Here is a 20804-nt window from a genome sequence, read left to right on the forward strand (position 1 = left end):
CCACCGCCACCACCGCCACCAGCTCCAGAAATTATTGAAGTTGTGGAGGATGAAGTAGAGGTGGAAGAAACAGTTATCGAATCGACTGAAACGGAAATGGAAACAGAAATTGTTGAAGTTGAAGAAGTTGAGGTTGCTGAAGTAGAGGAAGATATAGAGGTGCCATTCTCAGTAATTGAAAATGTGGCTGTTTTTCCGGGTTGTGAAAAGGAAAAAGGTAATGCAGCGAAGAAAGAATGTATGAATGCTAAGGTGAATAAATTCATCGGTAAAAAATTCAATACAGATTTAGCTGGCGATTTAGGATTACCTCCTGGTAAAAAACGAATATTTGTACAATTTAAAGTCGATAAATCTGGAAACATCACTAGTGTTGGTGCTCGTGGTCCACATCCAGGATTAGAGAAAGAAGCAAAGCGTGTTATAGGTTTGTTACCTAAAATGAAACCAGGTAAGCAAAGAGGAAAACCAGTGGTTATGCCATTCTCAATTCCAATTGTATTCCAAGTGCAAGATTAAGAAATAGATAGTATTCTAATTTATATAAAAATCCCGTTCAAAATTAATTGAACGGGATTTTCGTTTTGGTATGCTTATTGTGATTTTTACATAATATTAACATTTAAATTATAGTATTATGAAAAATTCTAAAAAAGACTTCGGTAATGCTGGTCAGAGCATTACAGAAAAGAAATCACACAAGCACGATGCAAATTTACAAAAAAACTCAACCCTTTATTTCCAGATAGGACTGATACTTTGTTTATTGGGTACTTACGCACTTTTTGAAATGCAATTTCAAGAGAAGAAACTCATTATAGACACCGTTGAAACTAATGAGTTAGCTACTATTGATGTAGTTGATAAATTTAGGGTGGAACCAGATTTTATTCCTGAAAAGAAACAAAGGCAAACAAAGCAAACAGTATTAACTAATAAAGTTAAAGTGGTAGAGGACGATTTTGTGGATATAAAACCTGTGGATTTGGTTATTTCGGATCCTAAACCGTTTACCCCAGTTAAAGTTGACGATATTAAGGTTGTTGATACACCTGTAGATGAACCAATAGTTGACTTTATTAGAATAGAGATTGCCCCAATTTATCCTGGCTGTGAGAATTTTAAGGATAATACGGCGCGCAAAAAATGTATGTCCGACAAAATCGCTAAATTAGTTGGAAAGAAATTTAATACAGGTTTAGCGTCTGATTATGGATTAACAGGAGTACAAAAAATTCAAACCCAATTTACTATAGATAAAAACGGAAACGTTGTAGACGTGAAAGTTAGAGCGCCACATACAGCATTAGAAAAAGAAGCGAAACGTATAATTGATAAAATTCCCCATATGAAACCTGGTTATCAAAGAGACAAGGCCGTTGGTGTTATTTATAATCTTCCAATTACGTTTCAAGTTAGAAATTAGGAAATTTTAAATTAATATAATAAAACCGTTATTGATAAAATAGCGGTTTTTTTAATGTGTAATTTCAGTTTATGGTTACTAAAAAAAATAAGTATCTTTCGCACATTAAAAATGAGTCTTTTATGAAGCGCATACTGCTAATTGCTATTCTTTTAACAACAACTTTTAGTTATACTCAAACCAATGTTTCTTACGAAAAACCTCCAGTATTTAGTGAATGTGAATCTGAAGTAGTGACACAATTAAAGTCTTGTTTCAATTTTACACTCAACACTTTCATCTACAATAATTTTAAAGTGCCCAACATTGTATTAGAGGATTCATACCAAGGTAATGTACAGGTTTTGTTTGAAGTTAATCAAGAGGGTGAATTTAAGGTTATTTATGTTGATGCAATTTATGACGCATTAAAACAAGAAAGTAAACGTGTTTTTGAACAACTTCCTAAAATAGAACCAGCGACCTATAATGGCAATCCAACATTTGTTCAGTATAGTATTACAATTGCCATACCTTTAGTAACACCAATAAGAAATAAAGATCTAACCACTAACGATATTCAGCTTACAGAAAAGGATAGTCTTAATGCTACTCTTTCTAACGAATTTGATAAGGTTAATGACGAGTTAAAACCATACGAAAATCTTGAATATAGCAGTGAACTGAATGTCCCTTTTACACACTCTTATTACGCGCGGTTTGATGCAGAAATGAATGCTATAGGTACCAACAGTCATACGGCAGCGAAACCATTTGTATATAGTGATGTCGCTAGGTATTATGATATTAAAGCTGAAAAAGAAAGCTTAGCAAAAGATACCGATACTTGGTTGGAGAAAAAAGTGTTTAATGAGCATCTAGTAAATGTCCAAGGCAAGGATTATTGGTTTACGGTCGATCCTATTCTAGATTTACAAGTAGGAAAAGATAGTGAAGCTGATTTTGGCTCTACTTATAACAATACTAGAGGAATTTATATACAAGCGGGTTTAGGAAAACGCTTTAATTTAGTGACTTCGGTTTATGAAAGTCAAGGTCGTTTTGCAGATTACTTTAATCGTTATGCTGAGAGTTTGAAAGCTTTTGGTCCAGATCCGGCTATAATTCCAGGTAGAGGTATTGGTAAGCGATTTAAGGAAGATTCTTATGATTACCCTGTAGCAGAAGCCTATTTATCCTATACACCGGCCGACTTTTTAAACGTACAATTCGGACATGGTAAAAATTTTATTGGTGACGGATATCGATCTTTATTTCAAAGTGATGTGGCGAGTCCTCATACTTTCCTGAAACTTAATACCTCATTTTGGAAAATTAAATACACCAGCACATGGATGTGGTTAAAAGATGTGCGACCAGAGGTTGTAGTAGATAAAGCATTTTTAACTAAATACATGGCAAATCATTATTTGAGTTGGAATGTTTCTAAACGATTAAATATTGGCTTGTTTGAATCGGTATTGTGGACAGATTTTAATGGAAGAGGTTTCGATATCAATTATTTGAATCCGATAATATTTTTCAGAGCCATAGAATTTGAATCAGGTCAAGGTGCTGGAAATGCCATTTTAGGACTAAGTTCTAAATATAAATGGAATAATAAAGTTAATTTATACGGACAATTTATTCTTGATGAGTTTTCTTTAAGTGATGTAAAAGCTGGAGAAAAAAGCTGGAAGAACAAATTCGGATTTCAATTGGGAATAAAATATTTTAACGCCTTCAAGGTGGATAACTTATTGCTTCAGGCCGAATATAACCGTGTACGACCATATACGTATTCGCATAACACACAAGTCTTAAATTACGCCCATTTTAATCAACCAATGGCACATCTTTGGGGAGCGAATTTTAGGGAGTTGGTATTAATTGGACGCTATAATTATAAACGTTGGGCTGCAGATGCTAAATTTATAATAGGGCAACGTGGCTTCGATTTTAATACTGATGAGGACAACTTTTCTTATGGTGGCGATATTTATAGAAATTATAACGATCGTAATGCAGACACAGGGATAGAAATTGGACAAGGCAACAAAACGAATAGTTTTATGACAGAAGTTCAAGCGAGTTATCTCGTCAATCCGGCCACCAATCTAAAACTTTTTGCCAACCTCATATACAGGGATTTTAATCCAGATGCCATAACCGCATCAACACAAGATTCCAATACGGTCTGGTTTAGCATTGGTGTTAGGACGGATCTGTTTAATTGGTATAAAGATTTTTGATTTGAGTGATAGTTTATAGTCATCTCAAAATTTGAATTTAGGGTTTCAATTGTATAAATCTTCTGGAGGGAGTTAGCCAGTGGCATTATTATCGCGTTAAAAATTCATTCGCAGTCATAACAGGGATTTATGAATTTTGAAGTTTTTATTATTATGTGTGATAATGATTTCTATTTGATTTTCGATAGCAGAATAATTGTAATCCGTCTTCGAAGTTTGGAAAATTTTCTACGTTCAACGCTAATTCCGTATTCTTGTCATCCAGTCTTAACAATTCAACAAGCATTTTAAATTTCCTCAATATTACCCTCGCTTCTTTTGCTGATTTTAGTTTTGAAAGAATATAATTTGTATTTACAAATGTTAAAGGTGAAATAGTTAATTCCAATTCTTTTTTGGTCCGCACGAGAAAATAAATTGGCAGGTTCATCATAGAAGTTATCTCGTTTTGAAAGTAAATCTATAACGATATTTGTATCAATCAATAATCTGTTTATTGTATTTCTCAATTAGGTAATCGGTATACGCATCTCTAATGTCAAAATCCTCATCAAGATTAATTATTCCACTTAAACTTTCAACAAGAGGTGTGGTTTTCGTTGAAGTTATTTCCTGTTTAGTGAGTGTTATCAAATATGATTCGATAAGTTTTGACAAGCTAATGTTGTTCGATTTAGCATAATTCTTTGCATTTTCGATAATTACTTTGTCTAAACTCAATGGCAATGTTTTGTCCAAAACATTTTTTTACGTGATAAATTAAATAATTTATCACGTAAGTTTGTTTTTATTACGAATTTTTTTCTTGTTTGTCGCTAACGGTATAGTGTATGATTTCGTTGCGTGGGTCAGCACTTAACTTTACAAGTATACGCCAAACTGAAAATCGGCGAGTAATTTCCATAGTGGGCGCTAACAATCAATTACTTATACCGTTTGTTAGCAAATGTTATTTTTTTAAAAACTTTATTACATTTTTATTTTCAAGATTCAAAAAATAGAATCCTTTATTTAAATGTTCGATATTTATAAAACCATCTTTTAATAGAGTCCCATTTAACAACTGCTGTCCTAGAATATTATATATTTTGAAGTTTGTATCATTTGTCAAATGTGAAACTTGAATAATATCCTCAGCTGGGTTAGGAAATAATTTCACTTTATTGATTAAGTTATCATCTTCAATTGAAAGCGTGGATAAATCTAGTTTAGTAATTTTATCTACCTGAACTATGTATAAAATATTATCCTTAATCTCAAGATCTGTAGGATTGTTAAGTCCTGTAACCAATGTTGTTTCTTCACTATTTAATATATTCTTTTTTGAAATAATATTTTCGTCATAATGAGCAAAAAATAAATCCTCATCGTCGAGGATAATTCCGCTAGCAAAATCGATAGAAGCTATAGAGACAGTATTTGGTGTACTATCCGTAATATCTATTTTTGAAATTTTTCCAAGAGTATATTCAGCTATATATAAATCATTTTCGTTAATTACAATTTTATTTTGCCATCCAAGGGTTAACAATGTAGTTTTAGTTGGCGATGTTTGTGAAATATCAATTTTAGAAATTTCACCCAAAAATTCAGTAAAGTATAATTCGTTGTTTTTAATTGCAATTGAATAGGGCCAATCAATTCCTGATATAACACTCTTCAAAACTGGTGTGGTATCGGTAATGTCTATTTTAGAGATTTTATCCCCACTAGACTCAGCAATGTATAAATCATTACCGTTAAACGCAAGAGCCGTTGGTCCAATAAGCCCTGTAAATACAGTTGTTGGTAACGGGTTGATTTCTGTTACGTTTATTTTAGAAATTTTGCCTGAATCGTATTCGGAAAAATATAGCTCATCACCCTTAAATGCTAAACCACAAGTACAGTCAAGATTAGTAATTAAATCTGTAGTTTGTGCATTTGACAAAGTAATATTCAATGCTATAATGATTAATAAAATATAAATTTGTTTCATAGTTCTAACGATTATTTTTTGCTTTAATATTTGTTAACGTGTTTGTGTATGATTTCGTTGTGTGTTTAAGCACTAAATTTAGCAAATAAATCACAGATAGAAAGTCCGCGAGGACTTTCGTAAGTAGGCTTTAACCAGCAATGAATTATATACGGTATTAGCACCAGTTTTTATTTTTTCGCAACATTTTCCGCAAGTTCAATCACTTTTTTAATTGTGTTGTTCAGTTCCTTTTTTCGCCAGTTTATGTATAAATCTATTTTTTCTTCTAATTCTATAAACTCAACATTTTCTGCTTGAGCCGATTTAAACGACAATGGCAAAATAGAGATTCCAAGTCCTTTGGAAACGAGATTCATTATCATTCCTCCAAAATCCGATTCAATTATGGTTTTGGGTTCAATTCCATTTTTTGAAAACCACGACCTTAATAACGAAGCAAAAAAAGTGGTTTGGTGTAAACCCGAAATAATAAACTTTTCGTTCTCTAATCCAGTCAAATTCTTTTTGTTTAACCTATGGTTTTTAGGAACAACCAAACAAATTGGTTCAGAATAAAGTTTTTGAGAGTCGATATTTGCATTTTTAATTTTATCTCTACTAAATGCTATGTCAGTTTGAAAGTTTAATAAAAGCTTTTCGTGATTTTCGTCTGTCGGTTCAGTTAATTCTATTTTTAAATCAGGTAGATTATTGCTTAAAACCTCCAAGAATTTTGGTAAAAATTCATAAGCGATAGAACCCGGATACGTTATAGAAATAGTTCCCGCTTTTCCTTCGTCAATTTTTTTTGCCTGTCTTATTATTTGGTCAAACTCTTTAATTTCCTCCCTCCATTGTTCTTGAAGAAATTTACCCGCATTTGTGAGCTTGACATTTCTCTTGTCCCGTTCAAAAAGTTGTATTTGTAGTTCATCTTCCAAAGCTTGGATTTGTCTGCTTAATGAAGACTGTGATATAAAAACTTTCTCTGCCGTATTCCAGAAATGAAGTTCTTTGGCAAGAACTAAAAAATATTTTATTTGTTGAATTGTCATAATTAATGCTGTTTTTGCATTAGTTGGTCAAAAATATGTATTTTTTGAAGTATATCAAAACTGTTTCTTTGTTGAAAATATTTTATTAATTTTAAAAAATAGAACACAATGGGAATTGAAAATTTAACGACATATATAGTGACGGCTTTGTTTTTTATTATGACGCCAGGAATTGACACAGTTTTCGTTTTAAATAAATCTATAGGTCAAGGAAGAAAGTCAGGAGTTTATGCAGCATTTGGCATAAATACAGGTGTTTTGGTGCATACATTTTTTGCTGCATTAGGTTTGTCTGTTCTTATTGCAAAATCTACTATTGGATTTAGTTTAATCAAATTTCTTGGTGCAGGATATCTGATTTATTTGGGTTTTTTAAAGTTGAAGAACAAAGAGGGATTTTTTCCAGCTGATAATAAAAAGTTTAGCAGAAATTCAAAAAATGATTTCTGGTCTGGATTTTTAACTAATACTTTAAATCCGAAAGTTGCATTATTCTTTCTGGCTTTTTTTCCTCAATTTATTAATGTAAATCAAATGGATAATCCTATTCCGTTTCTATTATTGGGAATAACTTATGCCTTAATCGGGATTGTGTGGTTTTTGATTTTGACATTATTCGCTAGTGTTTTCAGTCAAAAGTTAAAAAGTTTTCCTAAATCAGGACGTTGGTTAAATACATTGAGTGGTTTGGTTTTTATAATTATGGGTATAAAAATAGCATTAGCTAAAATTTAAGTTTTCGCCCGATTTCGTTATTCATCGGGCGTTTTTTTTCAAATTGGTGCTAACGGTTTTGTGTATGATTTCGTTGCGTGTTTAAGCACTAAAGTTAGCAAATAAATCACAGATAGAAAGTCCGCGAGGACTTTCGTAAGTAGGCTATAACTAGCAATGAATTATACACGGTGTTACCACACGTTTTTTTAAGTCAGTTTCTTTTTGGTTATAACAATTTCTTTGGGTTTTCCCTTTTGAGAAATGACTATGTTCAATTTTTCGGCATCTGTTATTTTAGGCCATTCGGTATTCCAGAAGTCGCAAAGTTCTTGGTGTGAGAAATTGGAAATGTCTTTGCCATTAACTTTCAAAAGTATAGCACCTTGTTTTATTTTATTTTTCTTAATAAAAGTTCTTAACCCTGTCGCAACTTCTACTTTGTTAGTTTCAAAGTTTGGCTTAAAATTTAGCTCAAAATCGATTAGCAAGTCTGAAACACTATCTTCAGTAGGTGCTAAAAATAGTTGATGTTTTTCCCAGTCAATTGTAATTATATAATTCTCAAAAAATCGATTTCCTAAAAGCTGAAGATTTTTGACTTCTCTTTGTAAACTTATATTTTGATTCTCAAGTTGTATGTCTCCAATTGTTACGTTTTTCGCAATAAATCGATAATCTAAAGCAGATTTACTAAATCGGTATTGTATAATGGTGTGTTTGTTGTTACCAATAAAGTTTTTTAGAGAGGTTGCTCTTAATACCATTTTCTCACGTCCATTTCCTGTATCAAAGTTAAATTCCGATATATATCCGTCAATATTTAGTTTTATAGTTTCTGTTCCCCAACCTTTTTCTGGAAGTGTTGTAGTTAGTGTGTACTTTGGTTTTTCAGATATTAGGTTCTCAATATCATTAGATAAACGAATAATTTTATTTTTGTAATCTATTTGCCATTTGGCTTTTTTTAATAATGTTGTACCAATAATGCCATCCAATTTTTCACAGAATTTCTTTTTAGCAAATCCAAAATCTATAGATACAGCACCAATATTTTTGAATTCTACATCTGCAATACTAATACTTGATAATAAAACTGTGTTTATATCTCCATCTTTAATTATTGGTCCAGATACAGATGATTTAGAAAATGGTTTGTACCCAAACTCGCCAATAATAGATTTATCTATAACTGTTGCTTCGGCACCAGTATCAAAAAGAAAATTATATGTATTATTATTTTGAATTATATCTACAAAAATATATCCATCTACATATCGAAATGGAATTTCTGAATTATAACTCTCATTTTCAACTGTTCCTTGAGTTGCCCATTCGAGCATTTTTTCGGCTTGGGCATTAGAATTTATGCTAAATAATGATATAAAAATAAATAAGATGTAAGTTTTTAGTTTAGTCATTTCTTTCTTGAATTTTCTATGTTATAATATTATAGACGTAATTTTTTACCTAAAGGTTGCCTGAAGACGAATTTTTGTTCAAATGTGTGGTAACGTGTTTTATAATTACTTTTATAATGGATACCCCATTAATTATTGAGGCTATAGTAAGTTTAATATCACTGAGATCTAGTAAAGATAATTTTTTTAAATTAAAGCATAAGTATAAAATATACAGCCTTGGTTTAAAAATTTTTACTATTCTCATCACTTTTTTCATCTCGTAGTTCATTCTACAAACGATCTACTTGTCATTTTCAGAATAAACTAAGATTTAACATTGCTCATAATTATTTTTCAAACTATCTTTGCACTCGCTTTAAAAAGAACTAAATAAATTCGGTTTGAGTAGCACAAAATCAGCGGTATCAACAGCTTCTGTTGTCACGGATTTTAAGGAAATCACCAAAATGGGATTATCCCTAAGTGTGGTGTTTTCTTCAATTGCAGGTTATTTTTTGGGCGCCGAAACCATAAGTGTTACTACGCTTCTTTTATTGGCTTTTGGTGGTTATTTTATGGTTGGGGCTTCTAATGCCTACAATCAAATAATTGAGCGCGACTTAGATGCGCTTATGAATAGGACCAAAAATAGACCAATTCCTGCGGGTCGTATGTCGGTAAACACGGCGTTTATTATTGCAACATCTTTTACTGTTTTGGGTTTAATTACATTATATATTATAAACCCAAAAACAGCCATGTATGGTGCCATTTCAATATTTTTATATACTAGCGTTTATACACCCTTAAAAACAAAAACGTCTTTGGCGGTTTTTGTTGGTGCGTTACCAGGGGCAATACCTTTTATGTTAGGGTGGGTGGCAGCTCGTAATAGTTTTGGCATTGAAGCCGGGACGTTATTTGCGATTCAATTTTTTTGGCAATTTCCCCATTTTTGGGCGATTGGTTGGTTTTTACACGACGATTATAAAAAAGGAGGATTCCACATGCTGCCTACAGGTAAGCCAGATAAAGGGACAGCTGTACAGATCATTATGTATAGTGTGTGGACTATAATTGTATCTATAATTCCTGTATTCGGTTTTACGGGGGATTTAAAACTATCCATTGTTGGCGCTATTTTAGTATTTATCCTAGGTTTGGTAATGCTAGTTTATGCACTAAAATTATTTAAACAGCGCTCTATAAAAGCAGCAAAACAACTCATGCTATCAAGCGTGTTTTATATAACACTATTGCAAATAATATATGTTGCAGATAAATTTTTGAGATAAATGGATTTAACAGAAGGAACATCACAAGAAAAAAGAGCAAGATCTAAAAAAATGATGTTATGGTTTGGCATTGGCTCTCTAATTATGTCTTTTGCAGGTTTAATGAGTGCATTTATTGTAAGTAGTAAACAACGTCTCAATGAAGATTGGTTGGTAGATTTTCAATTACCAAATGCTTTTCTAATTAGTTTAGTTCTCATTTTGTTGAGTAGCCTTACGTTTCATTTAGGCAAAAAGGCGCTTAGTGAAAACAAAATGAAAATGGTAACTATATGGTTATTAGTTACGTTAGGTTTGGGTGTGGCATTTGTTTACAGTCAGTTTATTGGATTTGGAGAAATTATAGCTACTGGTTATAACTTTACAGGTCCTACAAGTAATATCACAATGTCTTACATTTATATTATAACAGTATTGCACATAGCGCACGTTATTGCTGGTCTAATATGTCTCATTGTTGTAATTTATAATCATTTTAAACAAAAGTATAATGCCAACAATATGTTGGGTTTTGAACTGGCAGCAAATTTCTGGCATTTCGTAGATATGCTTTGGCTTGTGCTCTTTTTGTTTTTATATTTTTTTAGATATATAATTTGATTATTTTTGTCCAATCTTAAAGTTTAAATAAATTCTATGGATTCTACAGTAGCGACTGGTACAGAAGATAAAACTTGGGGAGGTGGTAAAAGTCCACTTCGAGCGAGTTACGGAAAATTGATGATGTGGTTCTTCATTGTATCTGATGCATTAACATTTTCAGGTTTCTTGGCAGCTTATGGTTTTTCGAGATTTAAGTTTATCAACGAATGGCCAATTGCAGACGAGGTATTTACGCACGTTCCGTTTTTGCACGGTCAAGAATTGCCAATGATTTATGTGGCATTTATGACCTTTGTACTTATTATGTCTTCCGTTACAATGGTATTGGCCGTTGATGCTGGTCATCATATGAACAAAGCTAAAGTAACTTTGTACATGTTCTTAACCATTATTGGTGGTGCTATTTTCGTAGGTTCTCAAGCTTGGGAATGGGCAACATTTATTCAAGGAGATTATGGTGCTGTACAAACTAAAGGTGGAAATATTCTGCAGTTTGGTGAATATGTCACTGTTGATGGGGAAGAGAAATTTAAGCGTGTTTCAATAGAAGAGCTAGCAATACCAATTGCTGATGTTAGAGTAGAACATGAACGTAAGAATGGACTTTGGTTTAGAGAAGAAGCTGCTCTGCCTCCGTTTACGGTAAATGAAATATATGCAGGCTTAGTAGCTGATGAAAATGTATTGGTTAGAACTCAAATCATTAATGAGGAAGGTCATAAAACAGTATTATCTAGAGCGGAGTCACTTAGACAGATTAAAGAGAATGGGCAATTAGTAGTGAAAGGTGCTAATTTACATGTGAATGAATATGGTACGACATTATTTGCAGATTTCTTTTTCTTCATTACAGGTTTTCACGGGTTTCACGTATTATCAGGGGTGGTAATTAATATTATCATTTTCTTTAATGTAATACTTGGTACTTACGAGCGAAGAGGAAGTTATGAAATGGTCGAAAAAGTGGGATTATACTGGCACTTTGTCGATTTGGTATGGGTATTTGTATTCACATTCTTCTATTTAGTATAAAAAATTTTAAGATTAAATTATGGCACACGAGCATAAATTAGAAATATTCAGAGGTCGTTGGAAATTCAAATCTAACACACAAAAGATTTGGGGAGTTTTAATGTTCCTTACATTTATAACTGTAGTAGAAGTTGTTTTAGGTATTTATAAACCAGACATCTTTATGCATACTTGGATGGATCCTATCGAAGGTGGTGGGTTTTTTGCAACGTTAGGTAATGTGATTCTATCTCCTATTGTTTACATGAAACCTTTAAATCTAATCTTCATTTTATTAACCATTGTTAAAGCCTATTATATTACATGGGATTTTATGCACATGCGAGATGAAACTGGAAGCATGAGAAAAATGGTGGTTTGGACAGGTGTTTTCCTTATCTGTTATTTAATTTTTATTATGTTACAAGAAGGAGGTTATGTCTTTGATGTTTACAATGGTGAAGATGCTTTGATAAAGAAAGATTTTTAGCGAAATATTAATTTACATTGAGTGCTTTAATAGTGTTCTGGTGTAAAATAAACTCGCAATACTAACACTGAGCGCAATAGAAGTGTTAAATACAATTAAAAGGTGGTTTATATAAACCACCTTTTTTATTTTTGCAAACTAAAGCAAACGCCGAAAGGATCAACGATAATAAAGGCTGTAAATGGAAACAAGTAAAATAAAACGCAACGTAGTTCTCGGTATTTTATTCTTTTTACCAGTCGCTTTTTTGTTAATGCTCTATCCGGCGAAACATAATTACGAGCCGTTGAATATTGTAAATAACAACGTCTCTGATATTGCCAATTTTACTTCAGATAAGTCCGATAGCTTATTGTTAAAAGATCATATAACTGTTTTAGGTTTTCTAGGAAAAACACCGTTGAATAAATCAATTGCAGCTTTAAATCTTAAGGAGTTAGTTTATGACAAGTTTAAAGGCTTTAAGCAATTTCAAATTGTAATTGTAGTTCCAGAAGGTACTGAAGCTGAAATTACGGCTCTCAAAAAAGAGGTTAATACCTACGAAGATTTAAAGTTTTGGCATTATGCTTTTGGTACCGAAGGTGAAATAAAGATGTTATATCACTCTTTGAAATCTAGCGGTCAATTGGCAACCGATTTATCAACGGATAATGTGTTTATAATCGATAAAGACTTAAATCAGCGCGGAAGAATTGACGGTAGAGATGAACGGCAAATAGAAGAAAATAAACCGGCTTTTAGCGTATATGAATACAATTCCATTGAGGTTGCAGAGATAAAAAATATGATGAGCGATGATGTTAGAATTTTATTTACCGAATATCGTCAAAAAAGACAAGGTAAATTCGAAAATTCTAGCACAAGAAGAGATAAAGAAATAAAACAGAGCCATGAGTAAAAAATCAAATTATTCGTATGTAGGTATAGCATTTATAATGCTTGTTTTCGGAATTATTTTTATACCAAAAATAATCAATCGTATAAGCGAAGGCGATATTGTACGAGATGGAATTCGCAGCCAAGATGTAACGAAACCAAGCATAGAAAAAAATACTAAAAAGAATAAAAGCGGCTTATCTTATTTAGAAATTAATGGTCAACCTAAAATGGTTCCAGAATTTAGTTTCACAAATCAATATGGGAAAACCGTAACTAATAAAGATTATTTAGGTAAAGTATATGTTGTCGAGTTCTTTTTTACTACTTGCCCAACGATTTGCCCAATTATGAATAGAAACTTAGTAGAAGTACAAGATCAATTTGAAAATTTCGACAACTTTGGTATAGCGTCGTTCACAATTACTCCAGATATAGATACACCTGAGGTTTTAAAAGACTATGCAGATAAATATAATATTACCAATCCTAATTGGAATTTTTTAACCGGTGAAGAGAAGGCGATTTATAAACTCGCTAATGAAGGCTTTAACTTATATACGGCGAAAGACGATAGTGTTGAAGGTGGGTTTGAACATTCAGGAAATTTTGCCTTAATTGATAAAGAAGGTTATATAAGATCTAGAAAAGATAACTTCGGAAACCCACTCATCTTTTACAATGGATTAATTCCTGAAGCAGTTGGTGTGGATGAAGATGGCATTTCGCAAGAAATTACCATTTTAAAAGAAGATATTGCTAAATTATTAAAAGAATAGACATGGATTCAGTCGATTTAGATAAGGAAAAGAAATACAATAAATGGATTGTTATTCTGTCTGTAATTATTCCTGTTGCTGTGGCAGCTCTGTTCGGAATTAATCTTCGTGATTTAGGTTTCGATGTGCCATCACTAACATTTTTACCTCCAATTTATGCAACTATTAATGGCATAACCGCCATTTTTTTAGTGACTGCTTTTATTGCTATTAAAAAGAAAAAGTTAGTGCTTCACGAAAATTTAATGACCACCGCTATTTGGAGTTCAGTGATTTTCTTATTGCTTTACATAGCTTATCACATGACTAGTGATTCTACAAAATTCGGAGGTGAGGGAGTGATTAAATACATCTATTATTTTATTTTAATTTCACATATCCTCTTGTCTATTGTTATCATTCCGTTTGTTCTAATTACGTATGTCAGAGCCATAACCAATAATATAGAACGTCATAAAAAAATAGCTAGAATTACATTTCCATTATGGCTATATGTGGCAATAACTGGTGTTGTCGTTTATCTAATGATTTCTCCATATTATGCTCAGTAAATTTGGTCTAACTGATTAGTTACTGATTCCAGTGTGAGCAATGTTGTAGGTTTAAACCTTATATCATGAAAAATAAATTTATCATATTACTTTTTACATTTTTTTGTTTTTTAACATCAAATGCACAGTGCGCCATGTGTAGAGCTGTACTAGAAAGTGGTGAAGACCAATCGGCTGCAGTAGGTATCAATGATGGTATTATGTTCTTAATGGTTATACCTTATATTTTGGTGGGTACCTTAGGTTATATTGTTTATATAAAATTCATTAAACCAGAAAAAACAAATAATAGTAATGAGTCGGTGTAACAAAATACCGTTTTAGTAGTCTTATGAAAATAACCCGTGCTAATTTAGAATTTCAATAGTATAATTAATTCTATATGTATTTATATTAAAAAATGAATATATATCTACGATAATTGACTTTTTAAATTTGAAATTGGTAAACGTAATTAATGGTAATTCTTAACAATTTGTTGGCATAATTACGATTAAGTTTTTAGTAAAATTGCAAAACTAACCAGCCATACTATGATTCAGATTAAAGATTTACACAAATCTTACCACATGGGAAGTAATTCTCTCCATGTTTTAAAAGGTATTAATTTTGAAGTAAACGAAGGTGAGTTAGTGTCTATTATGGGGTCTTCCGGTTCTGGAAAATCGACATTATTGAATATTTTGGGAATGCTAGATGAAGCAGATGAAGGTCAATACATTCTAGATAATGTACCCATTAAAAATCTTAATGAGAAAATCGCCGCTAAATATAGAAACGAGTTTTTAGGTTTCATATTTCAGTCTTTCAATCTAATCAATTACAAAAGTGCCTTAGACAATGTATCAATGCCATTGTATTATAAAGGTGTTAAGCGGAAAGAGCGCACTGAGAAAGCCATGCATTATCTCGAAAAAGTAGGTTTGGCACAATGGTCTCATCATTTACCGAGCGAACTTTCAGGCGGACAGAAACAACGTGTGGCTATTGCAAGAGCTTTGGCTAGTGATCCAAAAGTGTTATTAGCCGATGAACCAACGGGTGCGTTAGATACCAAAACCTCTTACGAGGTTATGGAACTCATTCAAGGGATTAATGACGAAGGAAAAACTATACTCGTAGTCACTCACGAAGATGATATTGCACACATGACCAAACGCATCGTTAACCTTAAGGATGGTGTTATTATCGATGATAGTAAGGTAGAACAAGTAAGAGCTTCACTTCATGTTTGATTTAGAACGTTGGCAAGAAATATTTGAAACCTTAAGTAAAAACAAATTACGAACGTTTCTTACAGGGCTTTCAGTGGCTTCCGGAATTTTTATATTAGTGATACTTCTAGGTTTTAGTGAAGGCATCGCCAATGGGGTGAAGTCGCAGTTTGAGCAAGATGCTACCAATAGAGTTTCAGTTTGGACAGGTGTAACCACAAAAGGTTATAAAGGTTTAAATCCGGGACGATATGTTCAGCTTAAAAATTCGAGCTTTGATGCCGTTACAAATGAGTATGATAATTATTTAGAATACCGTACTAAAGATTATATGATTTGGGGCGGAACAGTATCTTATAATAACGAATCAGGAAATTATCGGGTTAGAGGGACGCTACCCGATAACCAATTTATTGAGAACGCAGATATTGGTACAGGACGCTTTATTAGTCAATCTGATATTAATGAAGGCAAAAAAGTAGCCATCATTGGAAACAAAATGAAAATGGACCTGTTTAAAGATGAGGATCCTATAAATAAAAACATTCAAATCTTTGGAATGAATTTTAAAGTGGTTGGTGTTTATTTCGATCCAGGAGGTGATCGCGAAGAAAGCCAGGTATATATTCCAATAAGTACAGCTCAAAGTGTTTTTAATGCAGGTGAAAACATTAGAAATATGGCTTTCACCGTAAAGATGGCTGATAATTTTGATGAGGCTGTTGCCCGGTCTAATGCTATTGCTTTAGGAATAGAGCAAAAAATAAAAGAAATCCATACGGTTGCCCCAGACGATGTAAGCGCCGTAAGGGTAAATAACACTTTAGAAGAAGCTCAAAAAATCTACTCTTTAATTGCTACTATAAAAGCCGTGTTTTGGTTTGTTGGTATAGGAACTATCATTGCAGGTATTGTTGGGGTTGGTAATATTATGCTCATTATTGTAAAAGAACGGACTAAAGAAATCGGAATACGAAAAGCTTTAGGAGCCTTACCAATGTCTATTGTTGGTATGATTTTACAAGAAGCTGTTTTTGTAACCATGTTTTCAGGTTTATTCGGATTAATATTAGGTCTTGGTTTGTTAGAAATTGTTGGGCCACAAATTGAAAGTGACTTCATAAAATATCCACAAGTAGATTTTAATATTGCATTAACAACGGTATTTTTGTTAGTATTAGCTGGCGCTTTAGCCGGATTTATTCCAGCCTACCGAGCCGCCATGATTAAACCAATAGATGCCTTAAGAGACGAATAATATGTTTAGTAGAGACCGTTGGGATGAAATACTTGAAGCTTTAAACGCTAATAAATTTAGAACGTTCTTAACGGCGTTCGGAGTGTTTTGGGGAATTACCATTTTAGTACTGCTATTGGCTTTAACCAATGGACTAAAAAATGGTGTCACTTCAGGTTTTGGGGACTTTGCTACTAATTCTATGTTTATGTGGACGCAGGGCACATCAAAACCCTATAAAGGTCTACCTAAAGGGCGCAATTTTAACTATAAAATAGATGACGTGGCCGCTATAAAAGCGGAGTTTCCTAATATAAAATATGTATCTCCTCGAAATCAATTGGGAGGTTATAATGGAGCAAACAATGTAACCAGAGGTACAAAATCAGGTGCTTTTGAGATTAGCGGAGATTATCCGGAATTTATAAAACAGCGGCCTATGGATATTATACAGGGTCGTTTTATAAGTTATTCAGATATTGAAGCTAAACGTAAAATTTGCGTAATAGGCATTGGAGTTGTAAAAGGTCTTTATGACAAAGAAGAAGATGTATTAGGTACATATATTAAAGTAAATGGAGTCAATTTTTTGGTCGTCGGTACCTTTAAAATGAGCAATAGTCAAGGAGATGGTGAACAAGATGCTAGTACAATTTATATACCATTCACTACATTTGGTCAAGCCTTTAATAGAGGAGAAAATGTAAGTTGGATGGCCGTTACGGCTGTAGATGGTGTAAGTATTACGTCTCTAAAACAGCAAATTTTCGACTTAATGAAATCGAGACATAAAGTAGATCCCACGGACGATCGTGCTATCGGTCATTTCGATTTATCTGAGCAATTTGAACGTGTAAATGGTTTATTCACAATTCTATCTTTTGTTGGTTATTTTGTTGGTGCATTAGTATTAATGTCTGGTATAATTGGCATCAGTAATATTATGCTTATAGTTGTAAAAGAACGTACCAAGGAAATAGGAGTAAGACGTGCTTTAGGTGCAAGTCCATGGACAATAAAATCTCAAATTTTACAAGAAAGTTTAATCCTTACCATATTATCAGGTATGGTTGGTATTTCCTTTGCCGCATTAGTCATTTGGGTTATGAACACCATTTTAGATAGTGTTGGTCCTGTTGAAAACTTTGCAAACCCTAGCGTAAGTATGCAAGTTGTATTTACTGCTTTAATCATATTAGTAGTTTCAGGAGTATTAGCTGGATTAATACCAGCAAATAGCGCTACCAAAATGAAACCTGTTGACGCATTAAGAATAGAATAAATTTATAGCAATCATAACCATGAAAAGAACTAAAACTGTAATCCTATTAATATTAATTGTTGTTGTCTTTGGCTCAGCATTATTGTATTTGTGGCAAAAAAACCAAGAAAATCCAATATCCTATACTTCGGAAACTCCAACTGAAGAAACAATTATTGTTAAAACTGTTGCAACAGGGAGTATTGTTCCAAAAGAAGAAATTTTAATTAAACCAAATATTTCTGGTGTTATTGAAGAGGTTTTTATTGAAGCTGGTGAGTATGTGCAGCAAGGAGATTTAATTGCTCAAATAAAAGTGATTCCAAACGCATCAAGTTTAACGAGTGCTAAAAACAATATTGCATCAAATCAAACTGCATTACAAACTGCAAAGATTAATTTACAGACACAGCAATCTAATTACGACAGACAAAAAGCATTGTTCGATAAAGGAGTGATTTCTGCAAATGACTTTGAAGCCGTAAATAATTCATATTTACAAACTAAGCAGAGTGTAGAACAGGCTCGGATAAATGTGAATTCTGCTAATCAGAATTACGATATTATAAAAACAGGAACAACCTCAGGTCTAGGAAATACCGCTCAAACCCAAGTCCGAGCGACGGTTTCAGGGATGGTCTTAGATGTGCCAGTTAAAGCAGGAAATCAAGTTATTGAAGCGAATAATTTTAATGAAGGTACTTCTATCGCTTCTTTAGCAGATGTAAAACAAATGATTTTCGAAGGGAAAGTAGATGAAAGCGAAGTAGGTAAAATTAAAGAAGGTTTGCCTCTTGAAATTACGGTAGGTGCTATAGAAAATGAGAAATTCGATGCCATTTTAGATTATATAGCTCCAAAAGGTGTAGCAGAAAATGGTGCCGTTCAATTTGAAATAAAAGGCTCACTTAAAAAAATAGATTCTACTTTTATACGAGCGGGCTTAAGTGCCAACGCCTCAATTATTTTAGATAAGGCGGAAAATGTTTTAGCCATAAAAGAAGCCTTAGTTCAATATGATAAGGAGACTAAAAAACCATATGTTGAAGTTGAAGTCGGAGATCAAGAATTTAATAGAAAAGATATAGAGTTAGGTATTAGTGATGGTATTTTTGTAGAAGTGAAAAATGGTATTGCTAAAGGCGATAAAATAAAGGTTTGGAACCAAGTACAAGGGGTGCCTAAATATGCCCAATAATAAATTTAAATAATTAGTGTAACACTTTAAGTTTTACATAGACAAATAAGCATCATGAAAAAATCAATCATTATTATTTTACTTCTTTGTGGAGTTTTTGCCAAAGCGCAAAATAAAAAATGGACGCTTAAAGAATGCGTTATATATGCCTTAGAAAATAATATTTCTGTAAAGCAAAGTGAGTTAGATTTAGAGTTGGCAGATATAGACATATTGACTGCAAAAGGTAGTTTTTTACCTTCACTAAATGCTGGTGGTGGTGTGTCTGAAAGTACAGGACTTAGTTTTAATCCTGTAACCAATAATGCACAAACAACCACGGTGTTATCTGCTTCAGGTCGTATAAATGTAGGGTACACTTTATTTGACGGTCTAAGAAACTTCAGAACCGTACAACGTGCAGACATATCTAAATTAGCAAGTCAATATCGATTAGATAAAATGAAAGATGATATTTCGCTCTTTGTGGCCAATAATTATCTTCAGGTTATTTTAAACAAAGCCAATTTAGCAGTTTTGAAATCTCAAAATGAAGTGACAGAAGAACAAATTGAGAGAACACAAGAACTCGTCGATGCTGGATCATTGCCTCGTGGAGACCTTTTAGAAATACAAGCGATAAATGCAAGTGAGCAACAATCAATTATTAACGCAGAAAATAGTATTCAGATTTCATTAATCAGCTTAGCACAATTATTATTAATTAAGGATTATGAAAATTTTGATATCGTAGATGAAGGCTATGATATTGTTGATAGTGAGATTGTAAATAAAAATGTTTCAGAAATCATTTCAAAAGCAAAAGAAAGTAGATCTGAGATCAAAATTGCAGAGCAAAATGTAGCCTTAGCTAAAAAAGATGTACAAATTGCTAAGGGCGCAAACTATCCATCGCTTACAGCGTCTTTCGGTTATGATACGAGATATGCTAATACCAATTCTTTTATTCAACAAGTAGATCCTGATAATCCGGTAATAACGCAGCAAATTGGTGTGGTAGAAGGTACGGGGCAATCTGTAGTTGGTGAGTTTCCTAATTCAACAAATGTCTTAGTTGGTGCAGATCCTTTTTTCGACCAATTAGCACAGAATGATGGTATCTCATATGGACTTTCATTAAACATTCCTATCTTTAACGGTTTTCAAACTCGAGGTAGCGTACAAAGGACTAAAGTAAATTTAGAACGCAGCAAGTTTCAGTTAGAGCAAGCAGAGTTAGATTTAGAATCTACAGTTTATCAAGCTTACGTTGATGCTAAAGGAGCTTTTAAATCTTACGAAGCAGCAACCTTAGCAGTTGAATCGCAACAATTAGCTTACGATTATGCTAAAGAACGTTACGATGTAGGCTTAACGAATGCTTTCGATTTTAGTCAATCTAAACTTAGATTCGACAATAGTAACATTGAATTAAATCGTGCGAAATACGATTATATTTTTAAGCTGAAAGTTCTCGAATTGTATTTTGGAATTCCAGCAACTGAATTAAAGTTTTAA

Annotated in this window: 21 protein-coding genes; 17 read left to right on the forward strand and 4 right to left on the reverse strand. The window is 32.8% G+C overall.

Translation table 11 applies throughout. The annotated features are described in order from the left end of the window. From QMA06_RS15655 to QMA06_RS15665, 3 genes are all read left to right on the forward strand, one after another. Positions 1-519: energy transducer TonB (locus QMA06_RS15655; protein WP_290207854.1), on the forward strand; the 519-nt coding region annotated here is incomplete at its 5' end. A gap of 118 nt (positions 520-637) precedes the next feature. After that, a complete protein-coding gene (locus QMA06_RS15660) occupies positions 638-1426 on the forward strand; it encodes an energy transducer TonB (protein ID WP_290207855.1) in 789 nt (262 codons plus the stop codon). 122 nt (positions 1427-1548) lie between these two features. Next, on the forward strand, positions 1549-3657 hold the full coding sequence (locus tag QMA06_RS15665) for a gliding motility protein RemB (RefSeq protein WP_290207856.1): 2109 nt from the start codon (positions 1549-1551) through the stop codon (positions 3655-3657). A gap of 477 nt (positions 3658-4134) precedes the next feature. Here the strand turns inward: QMA06_RS15665 and QMA06_RS15675 are convergent, their stop codons facing one another. The 3 genes from QMA06_RS15675 to QMA06_RS15685 all read right to left on the reverse strand — a co-directional run bounded on the left by QMA06_RS15675 (position 4135) and on the right by QMA06_RS15685 (position 6672). Further along, the gene (locus QMA06_RS15675) at positions 4135-4395 is read right to left on the reverse strand and encodes a DUF6364 family protein (protein WP_290207857.1); all 261 of its coding nucleotides are present in this window, start codon (positions 4393-4395) and stop codon (positions 4135-4137) included. A gap of 211 nt (positions 4396-4606) precedes the next feature. Further along, on the reverse strand, positions 4607-5635 hold the full coding sequence (locus QMA06_RS15680) for a T9SS type A sorting domain-containing protein (RefSeq protein WP_290207858.1): 1029 nt from the start codon (positions 5633-5635) through the stop codon (positions 4607-4609). 170 nt (positions 5636-5805) lie between these two features. After that, positions 5806-6672, reverse strand: coding sequence for a LysR family transcriptional regulator (locus tag QMA06_RS15685; RefSeq protein WP_290207859.1), 867 nt, complete (start codon positions 6670-6672; stop codon positions 5806-5808). Between the two features lie 108 nt (positions 6673-6780). On the opposite strand from QMA06_RS15685, the gene QMA06_RS15690 reads away from it, so the two are divergent. After that, complete coding sequence (locus tag QMA06_RS15690; RefSeq protein ID WP_290207860.1) at positions 6781-7407, forward strand: LysE family translocator; 627 nt, start codon at positions 6781-6783, stop codon at positions 7405-7407. 188 nt (positions 7408-7595) lie between these two features. On the opposite strand, the gene QMA06_RS15695 is transcribed toward QMA06_RS15690, so the two are convergent. Then, a complete protein-coding gene (locus QMA06_RS15695; protein ID WP_290207861.1) occupies positions 7596-8807 on the reverse strand; it encodes a retropepsin-like aspartic protease in 1212 nt (403 codons plus the stop codon). Positions 8808-9190: 383 nt separating this feature from the next. Between QMA06_RS15695 and cyoE the strand changes: the two genes are divergently transcribed. From cyoE to QMA06_RS15760, 13 genes are all read left to right on the forward strand, one after another. After that, positions 9191-10084: a heme o synthase gene (gene cyoE / locus QMA06_RS15700; protein WP_290207862.1), complete on the forward strand. Its 894-nt coding sequence runs from the start codon at positions 9191-9193 to the stop codon at positions 10082-10084. Further along, positions 10085-10684 carry a cytochrome c oxidase subunit 3 gene (locus QMA06_RS15705; protein ID WP_290207863.1) on the forward strand — a complete coding sequence of 200 codons (600 nt, stop codon included), beginning with the start codon at positions 10085-10087 and terminating at the stop codon, positions 10682-10684. A gap of 36 nt (positions 10685-10720) precedes the next feature. Continuing rightward, positions 10721-11719, forward strand: coding sequence for a cytochrome c oxidase subunit 3 (locus tag QMA06_RS15710; protein WP_290207864.1), 999 nt, complete (start codon positions 10721-10723; stop codon positions 11717-11719). Between the two features lie 19 nt (positions 11720-11738). After that, positions 11739-12188 carry a cytochrome C oxidase subunit IV family protein gene (locus tag QMA06_RS15715; protein WP_290207865.1) on the forward strand — a complete coding sequence of 150 codons (450 nt, stop codon included), beginning with the start codon at positions 11739-11741 and terminating at the stop codon, positions 12186-12188. Between the two features lie 181 nt (positions 12189-12369). Beyond that, positions 12370-13089, forward strand: coding sequence for a hypothetical protein (locus QMA06_RS15720; RefSeq protein ID WP_290207866.1), 720 nt, complete (start codon positions 12370-12372; stop codon positions 13087-13089). Continuing rightward, entirely contained in the window at positions 13082-13846 is a 765-nt protein-coding gene (locus QMA06_RS15725; RefSeq protein WP_290207867.1) for an SCO family protein, read from the forward strand. The genes QMA06_RS15720 and QMA06_RS15725 overlap by 8 nt, the downstream gene beginning before the upstream one ends. Positions 13847-13848: 2 nt before the next feature. Further along, positions 13849-14397: a DUF420 domain-containing protein gene (locus tag QMA06_RS15730; RefSeq protein ID WP_290207868.1), complete on the forward strand. Its 549-nt coding sequence runs from the start codon at positions 13849-13851 to the stop codon at positions 14395-14397. A 65-nt stretch (positions 14398-14462) separates the two neighbouring features. Further along, positions 14463-14705 carry a hypothetical protein gene (locus tag QMA06_RS15735; protein ID WP_290207869.1) on the forward strand — a complete coding sequence of 81 codons (243 nt, stop codon included), beginning with the start codon at positions 14463-14465 and terminating at the stop codon, positions 14703-14705. Positions 14706-14930: 225 nt separating this feature from the next. Then, positions 14931-15632, forward strand: coding sequence for an ABC transporter ATP-binding protein (locus QMA06_RS15740; protein ID WP_290207870.1), 702 nt, complete (start codon positions 14931-14933; stop codon positions 15630-15632). Beyond that, positions 15625-16869, forward strand: coding sequence for an ABC transporter permease (locus QMA06_RS15745; protein ID WP_290207871.1), 1245 nt, complete (start codon positions 15625-15627; stop codon positions 16867-16869). The genes QMA06_RS15740 and QMA06_RS15745 overlap by 8 nt, the downstream gene beginning before the upstream one ends. 1 nt (position 16870) lies before the next feature. Continuing rightward, a complete protein-coding gene (locus QMA06_RS15750) occupies positions 16871-18130 on the forward strand; it encodes an ABC transporter permease (protein WP_290207872.1) in 1260 nt (419 codons plus the stop codon). A gap of 19 nt (positions 18131-18149) precedes the next feature. Next, entirely contained in the window at positions 18150-19307 is a 1158-nt protein-coding gene (locus QMA06_RS15755) for an efflux RND transporter periplasmic adaptor subunit (protein WP_290207873.1), read from the forward strand. A 54-nt stretch (positions 19308-19361) separates the two neighbouring features. Continuing rightward, positions 19362-20804 carry a TolC family protein gene (locus QMA06_RS15760; protein WP_290207874.1) on the forward strand — a complete coding sequence of 481 codons (1443 nt, stop codon included), beginning with the start codon at positions 19362-19364 and terminating at the stop codon, positions 20802-20804.

It is taken from the genome of Winogradskyella bathintestinalis (assembly GCF_030407435.1).
In the GTDB taxonomy this organism is placed as follows: Bacteria; Bacteroidota; Bacteroidia; order Flavobacteriales; family Flavobacteriaceae; genus Winogradskyella; species Winogradskyella bathintestinalis.

What these genes read in the sequence shown, in the direction of transcription:
- QMA06_RS15660 (WP_290207855.1), top strand. Translation starts at nt 638, where the DNA reads ATGAAAAATTCTAAAAAAGACTTCGGTAATGCTGGTCAGAGCATTACA.
- QMA06_RS15665 (WP_290207856.1), top strand. Translation starts at nt 1,549, where the DNA reads ATGAAGCGCATACTGCTAATTGCTATTCTTTTAACAACAACTTTTAGT.
- QMA06_RS15680 (WP_290207858.1), bottom strand. Translation starts at nt 5,635, where the DNA reads ATGAAACAAATTTATATTTTATTAATCATTATAGCATTGAATATTACT.
- QMA06_RS15685 (WP_290207859.1), bottom strand. Translation starts at nt 6,672, where the DNA reads ATGACAATTCAACAAATAAAATATTTTTTAGTTCTTGCCAAAGAACTT.
- QMA06_RS15690 (WP_290207860.1), top strand. Translation starts at nt 6,781, where the DNA reads ATGGGAATTGAAAATTTAACGACATATATAGTGACGGCTTTGTTTTTT.
- QMA06_RS15695 (WP_290207861.1), bottom strand. Translation starts at nt 8,807, where the DNA reads ATGACTAAACTAAAAACTTACATCTTATTTATTTTTATATCATTATTT.
- QMA06_RS15705 (WP_290207863.1), top strand. Translation starts at nt 10,085, where the DNA reads ATGGATTTAACAGAAGGAACATCACAAGAAAAAAGAGCAAGATCTAAA.
- QMA06_RS15710 (WP_290207864.1), top strand. Translation starts at nt 10,721, where the DNA reads ATGGATTCTACAGTAGCGACTGGTACAGAAGATAAAACTTGGGGAGGT.
- QMA06_RS15715 (WP_290207865.1), top strand. Translation starts at nt 11,739, where the DNA reads ATGGCACACGAGCATAAATTAGAAATATTCAGAGGTCGTTGGAAATTC.
- QMA06_RS15720 (WP_290207866.1), top strand. Translation starts at nt 12,370, where the DNA reads ATGGAAACAAGTAAAATAAAACGCAACGTAGTTCTCGGTATTTTATTC.
- QMA06_RS15725 (WP_290207867.1), top strand. Translation starts at nt 13,082, where the DNA reads ATGAGTAAAAAATCAAATTATTCGTATGTAGGTATAGCATTTATAATG.
- QMA06_RS15730 (WP_290207868.1), top strand. Translation starts at nt 13,849, where the DNA reads ATGGATTCAGTCGATTTAGATAAGGAAAAGAAATACAATAAATGGATT.
- QMA06_RS15735 (WP_290207869.1), top strand. Translation starts at nt 14,463, where the DNA reads ATGAAAAATAAATTTATCATATTACTTTTTACATTTTTTTGTTTTTTA.
- QMA06_RS15740 (WP_290207870.1), top strand. Translation starts at nt 14,931, where the DNA reads ATGATTCAGATTAAAGATTTACACAAATCTTACCACATGGGAAGTAAT.
- QMA06_RS15745 (WP_290207871.1), top strand. Translation starts at nt 15,625, where the DNA reads ATGTTTGATTTAGAACGTTGGCAAGAAATATTTGAAACCTTAAGTAAA.
- QMA06_RS15750 (WP_290207872.1), top strand. Translation starts at nt 16,871, where the DNA reads ATGTTTAGTAGAGACCGTTGGGATGAAATACTTGAAGCTTTAAACGCT.
- QMA06_RS15755 (WP_290207873.1), top strand. Translation starts at nt 18,150, where the DNA reads ATGAAAAGAACTAAAACTGTAATCCTATTAATATTAATTGTTGTTGTC.
- QMA06_RS15760 (WP_290207874.1), top strand. Translation starts at nt 19,362, where the DNA reads ATGAAAAAATCAATCATTATTATTTTACTTCTTTGTGGAGTTTTTGCC.